Annotated in this window: 14 protein-coding genes; 7 read left to right on the top strand and 7 right to left on the bottom strand. The window is 45.2% G+C overall.

Annotation, left to right across the window (positions count from 1 at the left end; translation table 11 throughout):
• Positions 1-187: 187 nt before the first annotated feature.
• The 3 genes from VHA02S_RS21475 to VHA02S_RS21465 all read right to left on the bottom strand — a co-directional run bounded on the left by VHA02S_RS21475 (position 188) and on the right by VHA02S_RS21465 (position 4343).
• Complete coding sequence (locus VHA02S_RS21475) at positions 188-1321, bottom strand: flagellin (RefSeq protein WP_038899084.1); 1134 nt, start codon at positions 1319-1321, stop codon at positions 188-190.
• Between the two features lie 153 nt (positions 1322-1474).
• Positions 1475-2902 (bottom strand): melibiose:sodium transporter MelB, encoded by a 1428-nt coding sequence (melB, locus tag VHA02S_RS21470; RefSeq protein ID WP_017189302.1) that lies wholly within the window; start codon positions 2900-2902, stop codon positions 1475-1477.
• A gap of 88 nt (positions 2903-2990) precedes the next feature.
• Positions 2991-4343: an alpha-glucosidase/alpha-galactosidase gene (locus VHA02S_RS21465; protein ID WP_038899085.1), complete on the bottom strand. Its 1353-nt coding sequence runs from the start codon at positions 4341-4343 to the stop codon at positions 2991-2993.
• A 328-nt stretch (positions 4344-4671) separates the two neighbouring features.
• Here VHA02S_RS21465 and melR point away from each other — a divergent pair, with 328 nt between their 5' ends.
• Entirely contained in the window at positions 4672-5682 is a 1011-nt protein-coding gene (gene melR, locus VHA02S_RS21460; RefSeq protein WP_038899086.1) for a transcriptional regulator MelR, read from the top strand.
• Between the two features lie 80 nt (positions 5683-5762).
• On the opposite strand, the gene VHA02S_RS21455 is transcribed toward melR, so the two are convergent.
• Positions 5763-6665, bottom strand: a complete 903-nt coding sequence (locus VHA02S_RS21455; protein WP_005445353.1) for a Dyp-type peroxidase — start codon at positions 6663-6665, stop codon at positions 5763-5765.
• Positions 6666-6708: 43 nt separating this feature from the next.
• Positions 6709-7194 (bottom strand): DUF2919 domain-containing protein, encoded by a 486-nt coding sequence (locus tag VHA02S_RS21450; RefSeq protein ID WP_005445352.1) that lies wholly within the window; start codon positions 7192-7194, stop codon positions 6709-6711.
• A 144-nt stretch (positions 7195-7338) separates the two neighbouring features.
• On the opposite strand from VHA02S_RS21450, the gene VHA02S_RS21445 reads away from it, so the two are divergent.
• Complete coding sequence (locus VHA02S_RS21445; protein WP_009703444.1) at positions 7339-7692, top strand: DUF2956 domain-containing protein; 354 nt, start codon at positions 7339-7341, stop codon at positions 7690-7692.
• 1 nt (position 7693) lies between these two features.
• Positions 7694-8026: a DUF4156 domain-containing protein gene (locus tag VHA02S_RS21440; RefSeq protein WP_005445350.1), complete on the top strand. Its 333-nt coding sequence runs from the start codon at positions 7694-7696 to the stop codon at positions 8024-8026.
• Positions 8027-8064: 38 nt separating this feature from the next.
• On the opposite strand, the gene VHA02S_RS21435 is transcribed toward VHA02S_RS21440, so the two are convergent.
• Complete coding sequence (locus VHA02S_RS21435; protein WP_005445349.1) at positions 8065-8352, bottom strand: winged helix-turn-helix domain-containing protein; 288 nt, start codon at positions 8350-8352, stop codon at positions 8065-8067.
• Positions 8353-8656: 304 nt separating this feature from the next.
• Here VHA02S_RS21435 and VHA02S_RS21430 point away from each other — a divergent pair, with 304 nt between their 5' ends.
• From VHA02S_RS21430 to VHA02S_RS21415, 4 genes are read left to right on the top strand one after another with little or no spacing between them, the layout of a single operon-like run.
• Positions 8657-9007, top strand: a complete 351-nt coding sequence (locus VHA02S_RS21430) for an ArsC family reductase (RefSeq protein ID WP_005436871.1) — start codon at positions 8657-8659, stop codon at positions 9005-9007.
• Positions 9008-9025: 18 nt separating this feature from the next.
• A complete protein-coding gene (dapE, locus tag VHA02S_RS21425) occupies positions 9026-10162 on the top strand; it encodes a succinyl-diaminopimelate desuccinylase (RefSeq protein ID WP_038899087.1) in 1137 nt (378 codons plus the stop codon).
• Positions 10163-10199: 37 nt separating this feature from the next.
• Entirely contained in the window at positions 10200-10898 is a 699-nt protein-coding gene (locus tag VHA02S_RS21420) for a M15 family metallopeptidase (protein WP_005445346.1), read from the top strand.
• On the top strand, positions 10895-11098 hold the full coding sequence (locus tag VHA02S_RS21415; protein ID WP_005445345.1) for a DUF2897 family protein: 204 nt from the start codon (positions 10895-10897) through the stop codon (positions 11096-11098). The genes VHA02S_RS21420 and VHA02S_RS21415 overlap by 4 nt, the downstream gene beginning before the upstream one ends.
• A gap of 107 nt (positions 11099-11205) precedes the next feature.
• Here VHA02S_RS21415 and bamC read toward each other — a convergent pair whose 3' ends face one another.
• On the bottom strand, positions 11206-12225 hold the full coding sequence (gene bamC / locus VHA02S_RS21410) for an outer membrane protein assembly factor BamC (protein ID WP_005445344.1): 1020 nt from the start codon (positions 12223-12225) through the stop codon (positions 11206-11208).
• Positions 12226-12252: the final 27 nt, after the last annotated feature.

Here is a 12252-nt window from a genome sequence, read left to right as displayed (position 1 = left end):
TTTTATTAACGGCGCATACCCTGATTTCTTTAGGAAAAAATTTAGATATTTTTTAAAAAATTTCATTTGGAGGGGTAATCGTGACGAAGCAGATAAAAAAGCAAAAAAACTTCAAATTATCGCTAAAGCTTCTTTTCTCGCTGTCGATACAGGCTGATTTTGTCTTGAAATTACGAAGTAGAATGCCTTAGCCAAGTAAGGTTAAAGCAAGGTTTGGGGCTTGTTTTGCTTGTGCAAGAATAGAGGTGCTTACCTGCTGCAGAATTTGTTGCTTAACCATTTGCGTGGTTTCTTTGGCGTAGTCAGTATCTTGAATGCGGCTGTTCGATGCTGCTAGGTTTTCGTGGATGTTATCCAGATTATTGATCGCATGGTTAAAGCGATTTTGATACGCGCCTAGCTCAGCACGATGGCTATCAACGTACTTCATCGCAGTATCAAGGACAGCCACAGCTTGTTGAGCGCCACCGACAGACGTAATGTCAATGTTATCAACCGCATCGTACCCTTTCAGCTGTAAACCCAGCTCACTAGCTAAATCACCTGAGAACGATAAAGTTCCCGAGGTTTCTTCACCAGCCATAAACAACTGCAACTGACCCTTTTCATTCACTGACGCCGTAACTTTGTCCGTCTGACCATTGATATAAGTCGCAAGCTCCTCGATATCATCACCAGCTTTAGCATTAATTTGGATGGTTTCCGTTTCACCAAAACGATTATTAAATGACATGCTAAGTTCATTTGCACTATCTTTTACTTGCCAATCAGAACTTGCGCGTCCGTTTGCAATATAACTAAAACCGCCCATCTCAATGCCATCACTGCGCATCGACTTTAATTCTACTTGTACCGCCTCACCTGACGCTGCACCAATTTGAAATGCTGATTTACCAAAGCTGCCATTCAACAGTTTTCGCCCACCAAAAGAGGTAGTTTCTGCAATGCGGTTTAGCTCATCGTTAAGTGCAGAAACTTCTTCCTGCAGTGCTGTACGTTCTGCTTTGCTGTTTGAACCGTTAGCAGATTGGAGCGACAAATCACGCATGCGCTGCATGATATTGGTCACTTCATTCATCGCGCCTTCCGCAGTTTGCATGATGGAAATGCCATCGTTCGCGTTACGCACGGCAACATCCAAACCACGCATTTGCGATTGCAGACGGTTGGAGATTTGCAGACCCGCAGCGTCATCCTTTGCGCTGTTAATACGCTTCCCTGAAGACAAACGCTCCATGGATTGGTTCAGCATGTCAGTTGCACTGGTCAAATGACGCTGTGCGACAAGTGCTGCCACATTGGTATTAACGGTGATCGCCACAAATATTGGTCCTGAAATTAAGGCTTTGGATACTTATCGACCAAATTGCAGAAAAGTTTAGTGGTTTTTGAGAAAAGAGATGGAGAAACAAAAAGGCGGAGCGTTGTGCTGATAGGTCAGCGTAAACAATAAGCTTACGCTGACTGTGTAGGATTAGAGTGCTTCTGCCGGCTTGGCAGATTTACGCGTAAGGTCTTTTGGCGTCTCTTGCGTCGTAATATGGTCGTATTTCTCGGTCAGATGGTCCTGAATTTTTTGGTGGTAAGCACCGTTGAGTTTGTAGAAGCGGAAGTACACAACCAAAGCGATAGCGAAGAAGAACGCTGGCAGCCCAACCATGATGCATTGCATGCCAAAGACGGTTTCAGGGCTTTGTTCCATGTTCGGTACATAATCCACTGCGGTCAGTGCGATACCAATGAAGAAAGCCGCAAAAGCTGAACCGGCTTTAACCACCAGCGTTTGTACTGAGTAAGCAATACTCTCGCAGCGTGAACCTAGTTTGTACTCACCATAGTCCACTGTATCCGCCACCATAATGACATTCAGCACCCAAAATAGCGCCGTACCGATTTGCAATAACACGCCCGCTGTAGAAATCAGCAGAATGCTTTGTTTGTCGTACATGCCTACGTAGATAAGGACTGCACTGCCTAAGATTGGGAAGCTAGACGCACATGCCCATAACACTCGACGTGAAAACATTTGCGCCAATTTAGGGAACAGCACCAGTGTAATTAGGTTCGCGATACCAGCGTAAGCCATGTAGTAAGGGAAAAGTTCCTCATTTCCGACCACATACGTGAAGTAGTAAACCGCAAATGCTGTGATGATGTTGGTAGCGAGGTTGTATGACAGTGCCATACAAAGCACGCTCGTTAACTGGTCATTTTTGTAGATAAGCGAGAGGAGCTTCTTCAGTGAGACTTTTTCTTCAGGTTTCGTCACGTCAAGGTTGCTGGTTGAGTAACGCTCTTTCACGTTACGTAGCGTGATATACGTTGAGACAAGGAAACAACCGACAAGCAAAATGGCAAACACTTGGAAGCCAAATCCTTTGTCGTCGCCACCGACATAGTTGACGAACGGCATTGCGATTGCGGCGGTAACAATCCATGCAAGGCTAGCGAAGAATCGAGGGTATGGCACAAGCTCTTCACGCTCACGTTTGTCCAGAGTGAGTGTTGGAACCAGTGACCAGAAAGGAATATCCATTAAGGTGTAGGTCATGCCCCATAAAATGTAAGTCACTGCTGCATAAGCAATAAGCCATGGTCCTTCGATGTGATGCGCACTAAACAGCATGAGCAACACCACTGAGTTGGTGATGGTGCCAATTAAAATCCAAGGTTTAAATTTACCCCAACGTGTGCGGGTATTGTTCACGATCCAACCCATAATTGGGTCATTCACTGCATCCCAAATACGCGCAATTAAGAAGATGGTTCCCACCACGGCAGCCGAAATACCAACAACATCGGTGTAGTAGAACATCAAGTACATGTAAACGATGGTGATAGCGAAGTCTTTACCAAATGCGCCAAAGCCGTAGCTTAGCTTGGTATTCATAGAGATACTCATTTGTTACTCCTTACGCCCCCTCATCGAGAAGGCGCAGTATATTCACGTTATTGTCGTTTTTATTGATATTGGTTTTGTGATTCAGGATTTACTGATGCACCCACGCTGGCAACCAACCTTCGTGTGCTTCAATCAAGTCATCAACAAGGGCATAAATCTCTTCGAGTCCAAGCACTGCCGCGGTATGAGGATCAAGCATGGCAGCATGATAGATACGATCTCGGTTTTCAGTGAGGATGGCTTCCGTCAGCAGAGTCTGAACATTGATGTTGGTCTGCATTAATGCCGCTAAGTGATTTGGTAATCGACCAGCTTTGATAGGTTGAATGCCGTTTGCGTCCACCAGACAAGCCACTTCCACACAACAACCTTGTGGCAAGTTGTCAATTAGCGCTTCATTCTTCACGTTGCCGTAGATAACACTTGGCGTACCTGTCCAAATCGAGTTCATGATGGTGCTCGCGTATTCATGCGACTCTTTGACGGTGATTTGATCCGCGTTTTTGAAGTCTTCGAGGTCTTTTTTCCAATCAGCAATTTGTTCTACACAACGTTTAGGATATTCATCAAGTGGCACTTTATAACGTTCAATCAGATCTGGGCGATTTGGTTTGATGAAATATGGGGTGTATTCAGAAAAATGTTCTGATGATTCCGTCACAAAGTAGCCCAACTTCTTAAACATCTCGTATCGGACTAGGTTGGTGCAGCGACCGTTGTGATGCAAACCCGGCTTCGGCGCTTTGCCTGATTCAAATGCCTCAAGCAAATCAGGATAAATGTCGACATATTCCCCCTGCTCGTTTTTCTTTTCGAGTGTCAGGTAGTACGCCATGTGGTTGATGCCTGCACAGGTGTAACGAAGATCTGAATATTCGATATCAAGGTCGCGAGCCAGCTCCTCCGCCGTCCCTTGCACGGAATGGCACAAGCCCACTTGTTTGATGTGAGGGTATTTCTCATACATCGCCCATGTGTTCATCGCCATTGGGTTAACGTAGTTGAGCATGGTGGCATTTGGACACACTTCAGTCATGTCTTCACACACGCTCCAAAGGTGAGGAATAGTGCGCAGTGAGCGCATGATGCCGCCTGGACCTAATGTGTCGGCGATGGTTTGTTCCAAACCGTGACGCTTACAAACCTCAAAGTCCGTTACAGTGCATGGCTCATACCCACCGATTTGGAATGCGATAACGACAAAGTCTGCGCCTTGCAATGCTTCTTTTTGGTTTAAGTGACAAGTGATCGTACCCGTCGCACCGGATGATTCCATCAACTTGCTTACTACTAGGTGTGATTCCTCCAAGCGGATTTCATCAATATCCATCAAGGCAATTTGCGCCCCTTTGAAGGTCGGCTTATGAAACACATCGCCAAGAATGTTCTTCACAAAAATCGTAGAACCCGCACCGATGAATGTGATTTTAGGGCTTTTCATAGTTGAATCCTTTTTGCTTTCATACTTTTGTTTCGATGCATTTAAGTTACACCTGCCGCAAGACCGAATTCGTCTCAGATAAACCAATCACTCTCCCGTTTCCTAATATTTAAAATCAACCAATAAAAAATCTTAGGAAATGGGATATTTTTGTATAAATCACGGATAAAGAAGGTGGGAAGATACACTGAGGCTAGTTATTACGGCGATTTAAGTCACATAACCAAAATCTTATAAAACAGAGTAATCGATGTTTTTGAAGCTGTTCTGAGTTTTGTTTCAACAGATTTAGTACAAATAACTTATACAGTTTCCTAAGAGGTGGGCGATGGCGAAGGCAGAGTCCAAGGCAGAGTTAGATACATTGAAAGTGGTGATTCAAGATAAGTATTCTTCCGAAACGGTTTCTGTAAGCCCACTTTCGCTGTACTCATCCTATGAAAAAATCGATATCGAGCTTAGACCGCCCCACTCTATGCCAGGTTATCACTGGCACGGACAAGTAGAGGTCAACATTCCTTTTGGTGATGATGTCGAGTACATCATTAATGGCAGCCCAGTCGTACTGAAAGCAGGCTCGATAGGATTGTTTTGGGCATCAGTTCCTCATCGGCTCACCAATCCGGGCAAAAGTCATAATATGGGGATCATCAATATTCCGATTCACCACTTTATGTCTTGGACGCTAAATCGAGACTTCGTCAATCAGATCACCCATGGTTGTGTGCTGCAATCAAACGCCAGTTCATTAGTCAGTGAGTTTGAGTTAGCACGCTGGGCAGAAGAAATAAACCACTCTTCGGAAAGTCGCCAGCAATTAACGATTGATGAAATTGGCTTGATGTTAAAAAGAATGTGTTTAGATGGCTGGCAACAACTGAGTATCAATCGACAAGAAAAATCGACCAAGAAAGGCGTCTCCAAACACTCGCAGTTTTACGTCAGTCAAATGCTGGAATACATTGCCACCCATCATAACCAGCCGGTCACGATAAAAGACATAGCAGAGCACATTGGGCTGCACACTAACTACGCGATGAACGTGTTCCAACGAACCATGCAGATGACCATCAAGCAATATATCACGGCAATGCGGATTAACCACGCCAGAGCACTGTTGAGTGATACTGACCGGACAATTTTAGATATTGCTTTAACGGTAGGTTTTAATTCTAGCAGCCGATTTTATGAGACTTTTCAGAATTATATTGGTGTAACGCCAACGCAATATCGCAAGAAGTCACGCGAAGATCATCGCTGGAGCAGTCACAGTACTAGCCCACTTTACGAACTAGAGAAAGGCGCTATTGATGGCAAAAGACCACTGACGGTCCGTTAGTCTTATCAGGCAAGAATGAGGGGGAAACAAAAAAAGGCAGATCACTCTGCCTTTTTAATCATTGGAGGGTTGGCGAAGAATTACTTAATCGCCAATTCCGCTAGCATTTCTTGTGAAGGAGCGAAGAAATATGCACCTGTTACTGCTTTGGTGAAACGAAGCAGTTGGTCAGTCTTACCATCGGTAACACCGTACATGCTCTCTAGCATCACTTTGATGTTGTGGATAGTGTTGCAATAAGAGATGAACAGAAGACCATGTGCGCCAGTTACTGTGCCGTACGGCAAGCTGTGACGAACGATCTTAAGACCTTTGCCTTCTTCTTTGATGTCTACACGACCTACGTGAGAAGCCGCTGGCACGTCTTCTAGCTCAATAGAATCTGGCTTAGTACGACCAATGACTTTCTCTTGTGCAGATACGTTCAAACGGTTCCATGCAGGCAAGTTGTGCTCAAAGCGTTGAACCATCACGTAGCTACCACCAGCGAAAGCGCCGTCTTTGATCAATGCAACGTCAGCACGCGCATCACCTTTCGGGTTTTCTGTGCCATCAACGAAATCCGTCATGTCACGAGCATCTAGGTAACGGTAACCGTAAGTTTCATCCACTACCGTCACATCTTCTGCAGTTTCAACTAAGAATTTACGCAGTACATAGAAGTGCAAATCGTGACGAGTTGAGTGACAGTGAATCAAGACATCCACGTCTGTTGCTGGCGCAAATACGTCACCTTCCCCCAACTCAGGGAAGTCGATCAACTCTTCTGGCATTTGCATGTTTAGGTGCTGCCAAAAAGATTTCGTGAATGCGATAGAAATCGTTAAATCAGCACCTGGTTGGTTCGCATTGAGCTCATTTACTAGCTCAGGTAGCGCTTTTAGTTTTGCCAGTACGTTTTCACGGTTTTGGTTCACTTTTAACTGAGTGTAAAGTGCAAATGGTCCTGCTTCAGGCACAATCGCCGTTTGAGCTTGTGACATTGAGATATCCTCTATACATTGCCCCATGCGGGAATTATTGTTTTTAATTTTTTGATGGCTGTTCTTCTTTGTGCTCAACTTGTGGCACGTTAAAGCAGTCTTTTACCCATCTTCCATTTAGAAGATAGATCATAAACCAAGTTAACAAGGTAATTGTGAGCGCATTCGCCCAATTGAATACACCATGTTCGAGGTAGACATGATACATGGTCTGAGCCAGTTGAATACCGCACAAGATCAAAGTCATGGCACGACCATGCTGGGTAATTTGATTCACCCACCCTCGCTCTGGATGCCGCAAGCCCATTAACCACATCAATAATAGACTTGGGATACCCATCGATAGTCCGAGGTATAACGTATTAGAATCGGGGTACACAATCGATAGTATCTTGCTACCGCTGTCTCTACTCACTCCTGCCATGGCAAACACCACCCAAGAGCGCGCTAGGAACATCCATCCTAGCCATAACATAATCGGCGCTTTTAAAAATCCATGAGCGTCATATTGATCAAATGAGTAACGCACAATCTCGTCTTCTTAGTTTCATAAAAACGCCACTTTAACCGATCGTTTCAGAGTTGCAACCTAGCAAAGCTGAGAACTAAAGTTCATTTCATCATCGTACGCAGGTAAACTAGGTTTAGATTTACAGCGACGTCGATAAGAAACATGAAAAAGAAAAACACAGCAGCACCCGTTCCTTCCCAAGAAACGCAAACTGAAGCGATGAAGATTGCAAAGTCCACTCAAAAACCCGGTCAAACGAAAGAGCAAACCAAACTGATTGCTCAGGGCATTGAGAAAGGCATCGCGCAGTATAAAAAACAGCAGAAAGAACGCAATCGACAAGCAGACAAAGCGAAGAAGAAACAACAGAGAGAAAAACAGCGTCAACGTGATGACGTCGTTGAACAAGAATCAGCAAATATTGAAGCACCAACGAGCAAACCAGCTGTATTACCTTGGGCACTATTGGTTCTGAGCTGGATTGGTTTCGCGGCTTACATCATGATGGGGAAATAATATGCAGCGTTATGTGATGATAGGAGGCATCGCATTGGCTTTGATGGGTTGTTCGTCACCATCAACGCTACCAACGGCATCAAGTGATGACGTTCAGATTCGCTTTGATAGCCAGTTCAATCCGGATCAATGCGAGTATTTAGGTGAAGTCACTGGCAGCGAAGGTCACTGGTACAGTTACTTGTTCTACACCAATGACGCCATGATGCATGGAGCCATGGTCGACCTAAAAAACAATGCAGTATTGCTCAATGCCGATACGGTTTACATGATCGCCCCACAAGACTTTGCTACTTCCTTCAGTGTGCTTGGTACTGCCTACCGCTGCCAATAAGCGTTTCCCAGACGTAAAAAAAGCCAGCAATTGCTGGCTTATGCACGAAATCCAAGACTGCTAGCGATATCTCCCTCTCGCTCAAGAACCCATTGACTGTCAAAAGGTCCCCAATCCGAAAGTTGGTAATAGCCGTCGTTATGACGTCGACCATCTTGAACGAAGATGAGTTCGATGCCGATCCCCGGTAATGCCTTGAGTACATCTTGAATAGTACGACGAGGCCACCCCGTTCTTTCGATCAATTTTGGTACATTTGGCCTTTCTAGGTTTTCCACCAACAAGGCCAAATATAGCCGCCTTGCAAAAACAGGACTCAATTCCATTGACACCTCCTAAAATTGTGCTGATTCATTATTTCTTTTTTGCTCAGCAAGATGTTGCGTTTGATCAATAACTCGACTTTTCCGTGCTATTTAGCCAAGTTTTTTATCATTCTTATCGCTGTTTGGTGGAGGAATGAACGACTGAGCACGGTCTAATAGAGCACTGACCTGTGAAATATTCGCCGCATGATTTTGTCACAGTGGTTGCTTCTTGATAGGATGCTTGAACAGCCAAAAACAATGCAAAATCGGGCGTTCCATAGCGCAAACCGATAAGTAAAGCACAAAGAGAAAAGGAAATAATATGACGATCACCATGTTCGGCATCCCAAACTGCGACACGATTAAAAAAGCCAAGAAATGGCTAGAAGCGGAAAACGTTGCTTTTGATTTTCACGACTACCGCAAACAAGGTATCGATGCGGCAATGGTGACTGAATTTTGTAACGCGCTGGGTTGGGAACAAGTACTGAATAAACGTGGCACGACTTTCCGACAGCTGACTCAAGAACAAAAAGATTCTCTTAACGAAGAAAACGCAATCGCGCTGCTAGTAGAAAACCCAGCGATGATTAAGCGCCCAATCTTGAAAGTTGAAGACCAACTTCATATTGGTTTCAAAGCAGACCAATACGCGACCATTTTTAACTCTTAATTAAAGGAACAATCAAGGATGACAGACAGTCCAGTACTGGCACTCGCTAAAGACCTGATCAGCCGCCAGTCCGTAACGCCTGAAGATGCAGGCTGTCAGGAAGTAATGATCGAGCGATTAAAAGCGCTTGGTTTTGAAATCGAAGTGATGGTGTTTGAAGACACAACAAACTTCTGGGCTCGCCGAGGTACAGAAGCACCACTGTTTGCTTTCGCCGGACACACAGATGTCGTGCCAGCAGGCAAATTGGAGCAATGGGACACACTTCCTTTTGAACCAACCATTATCGATGGTTACCTTCACGGGCGTGGCGCAGCAGACATGAAAGGCTCTCTAGCTTGTATGGTGGTCGCGGTTGAACGCTTTATTGCAGAAAACCCAGACCATAAAGGTTCGATTGGCTTTTTGATCACTTCAGACGAGGAAGGTCCTTTCATTAATGGCACCGTTCGCGTCGTTGAAACGCTCATGGCTCGTGGCGAGAACATCGACATGTGCATCGTTGGTGAGCCTTCAAGCACTGAAGTTGTGGGAGATGTAGTTAAGAATGGTCGTCGTGGCTCAATCACGGGTGATTTAACGGTAAAAGGAACACAAGGTCACGTGGCGTACCCTCACCTTGCTAATAATCCGGTTCATCAATCACTATTAGCCATTCATGAACTTGCTACGACAGAATGGGACCAAGGCAACGATTACTTCCCACCGACAAGCTTCCAAATCCCGAATGTCTCTGCTGGTACTGGTGCATCGAATGTGATTCCTGGCGAATTTAACGTGCAGTTCAACCTGCGCTTTAGCACAGAACTCAGCAACGAAATCATTGTTGACCGCGTGACCCAAACACTCGACAAACACGATTTAAACTACGATCTGAAATGGACATTCAATGGTGACCCGTTCCTCACCGATACTGGAGCATTGCTTGACGCAGTCGTTGCTGCCGTCGATGAAGTCAACAGCACGAAGCCTGCGTTGCTCACCACTGGCGGAACGTCTGATGGTCGATTTATCGCACGCATGGGCGGTCAGGTGGTTGAGCTTGGTCCGGTGAACGCGACTATCCACAAAGTGAACGAATGTGTAAAAGTCGATGACCTTGAGAAATTAACGGACATGTACCAAAACACGTTGAAACACTTACTCGCACAATAGTGTCATAACGAAACATGCAACAATTAACGAGAGTGCCATGACGCCAGAGCAACTTACCGGAATGACCGATTCCCACCTGCAATCCACATTAGTGGGTCAAAAAGCCTTTTTGCTTCACCCTGAAGTGGCTGACGACTTACTAAACATGATTGAAGCCGCCACACAATCAGGCTTTAAGATGGAGATCGCCAGTGGGTTCCGTGACTTTAACCGTCAGAAAGCAATCTGGAACGGTAAGTTTGCAGGTGAACTGAAGATCCTCGATTCCGATTCGCAACCGCTCGACAAAACTCTACTCAATGACGAAGAAAAGCTCACTGCGATTCTTCGTTGGTCCGCCTTACCCGGAGGCAGTCGCCATCATTGGGGGTGTGATTTTGATGTTTATGCGCGTAACTTATTACCCGCCGATACACAATTACAATTGGAACCATGGGAGTATCTCGAAGGTCATCAGCGTGCTTTCTATCAATGGTTAGTCGATAACCTCGATAGCTTTGGGTTCTTTTTCCCTTATCAACAAGACTTAGGCGGTGTCGCCATCGAACCTTGGCACATCAGCCACAAATCTGTAGGGCAACAATGCCTGTCATTGTTAACACCAGAGTTGCTGAAAACTCAGTTAATTCAGCAAAATCAGATCGACAGCATTGCAGGGATGGATGTCATATTGAATAATTTGGATAAGGTTATCACCCAATTTATTCACAACATCACGCCGCCGGAGGCTCTATGATCGAAATTCTCACCAACCCCTGGGTCATTATCATCATAGTGCTCAGTATCGTGGTTGGTAACATTGCTGCGCTTAAGTACACCGCAAAGATGAAGTTTGGTCAGATGGATAAAAGTCGAAAAAACGATTTAGATAAGCTGAACGAACTAGACAAAGAACGCTATGGAGAGGAAAGCGAGAAGAAAGACGAAAATCGCTAATCTCTCGCACTTGATGCATTCTTCAACATTTGACATCAAGTAAGCAATCAAAAAGGGACCGTTGCGGTCCCTTTTTTACTATTCAAATCTACTTATTTGTAGCGAAGTTAGTCTTTCACAACCGCAGCCAGTACTGGCGCAAGTGATTTCAAGAACTCTTCTTCTACTGGCTTACCAGACGAATCAGTAATGTTGATAGAAGTACGGTTACCTAGATCACCAAGCAAGAAGGTGTAAGTACCAGAGTTTAGATCGATTGGCTTAACACCAATGTCATTCCAGAACGCATCATCCGGTGACGCGTATTTCGCAGTCACTGTACCTTGCGACTGACTGCGCTCTTCAATCTTGAAGCCCATCTTCGGCATGATATCAGGCAGACGGTTCCACACGACATTGTATTGTGCACGAGCAATGATAACTGGCAGACCACTGCGGTCTTTACCCATGGTAATTGGGATGTGTTTCACTAGCTCTTGCGCTTTACGTTGCGCTTCTTCACGTACGTGTTGGTCGTAGCGTGCCGTTACCAAGTTGGTCATGAACACGTTGTAACGCTCACGGTTAGTACGTGTCACTTCTTTGACTTGGTTGCCTTCACGCCAGTCAATCAAGCTTACCTTGAAACCATGACGACCATTCATCTCACCGCGAGTAATCTCGTAGCGGCTGCCGATTTCCATCTCTTCATCAGGAGAGTTCCAAGTCACCCAACCTGTTTCGATGCGGTTATCCGTTTGGCTTTCAACTGGGATCTTGTTCTCTGCAACCATCTCTTGAACGGTCTTCCAAACTTTATCCAGTTCATCCTTACGAAGCAGCCATAGTGTTACTTCACCGTCGCTACTGCGATCTAGGCGAGCACCAGGGATCAATTCCAATACTTGCTGAGGCGGACGAATATCAACATCTTTACCAATACCACCAGCGTAGTTTCCTTCAGGAATACGGTAGTTCGGGTAAAACTGAGGTTGAGCACCTGCCGGTACACTCCACTCTTCAAGAGCAGGCGTGTTCAAATACTCGAAGTCGTCCTTTGCTTGACGACGCTGATTGGCACCACCTGAACAGGCAGTCAATACGAATACAGCTAGTGAGCTTAACACTAACTGGCTTGAAAGCTTCATTTATACTCCTAAAACACTGAGGGCTTT

Source organism: Vibrio harveyi NBRC 15634 = ATCC 14126 = KCTC 12724 (assembly GCF_001591145.1).
Classification (GTDB): Bacteria; Pseudomonadota; Gammaproteobacteria; order Enterobacterales; family Vibrionaceae; genus Vibrio; species Vibrio harveyi.
Note: the sequence above shows the minus strand (reverse complement) of the source record. Positions and strands in the feature narration are given on the sequence as shown.

Excerpts from the sequence above, each read along its gene's own strand:
- melB (WP_017189302.1), bottom strand. The coding sequence starts at position 2,902 with ATGAGTATCTCTATGAATACCAAGCTAAGCTACGGCTTTGGCGCATTT.
- VHA02S_RS21465 (WP_038899085.1), bottom strand. The coding sequence starts at position 4,343 with ATGAAAAGCCCTAAAATCACATTCATCGGTGCGGGTTCTACGATTTTT.
- melR (WP_038899086.1), top strand. The coding sequence starts at position 4,672 with ATGGCGAAGGCAGAGTCCAAGGCAGAGTTAGATACATTGAAAGTGGTG.
- VHA02S_RS21455 (WP_005445353.1), bottom strand. The coding sequence starts at position 6,665 with ATGTCACAAGCTCAAACGGCGATTGTGCCTGAAGCAGGACCATTTGCA.
- VHA02S_RS21445 (WP_009703444.1), top strand. The coding sequence starts at position 7,339 with ATGAAAAAGAAAAACACAGCAGCACCCGTTCCTTCCCAAGAAACGCAA.
- VHA02S_RS21440 (WP_005445350.1), top strand. The coding sequence starts at position 7,694 with ATGCAGCGTTATGTGATGATAGGAGGCATCGCATTGGCTTTGATGGGT.
- VHA02S_RS21435 (WP_005445349.1), bottom strand. The coding sequence starts at position 8,352 with ATGGAATTGAGTCCTGTTTTTGCAAGGCGGCTATATTTGGCCTTGTTG.
- VHA02S_RS21430 (WP_005436871.1), top strand. The coding sequence starts at position 8,657 with ATGACGATCACCATGTTCGGCATCCCAAACTGCGACACGATTAAAAAA.
- dapE (WP_038899087.1), top strand. The coding sequence starts at position 9,026 with ATGACAGACAGTCCAGTACTGGCACTCGCTAAAGACCTGATCAGCCGC.
- VHA02S_RS21420 (WP_005445346.1), top strand. The coding sequence starts at position 10,200 with ATGACGCCAGAGCAACTTACCGGAATGACCGATTCCCACCTGCAATCC.
- VHA02S_RS21415 (WP_005445345.1), top strand. The coding sequence starts at position 10,895 with ATGATCGAAATTCTCACCAACCCCTGGGTCATTATCATCATAGTGCTC.
- bamC (WP_005445344.1), bottom strand. The coding sequence starts at position 12,225 with ATGAAGCTTTCAAGCCAGTTAGTGTTAAGCTCACTAGCTGTATTCGTA.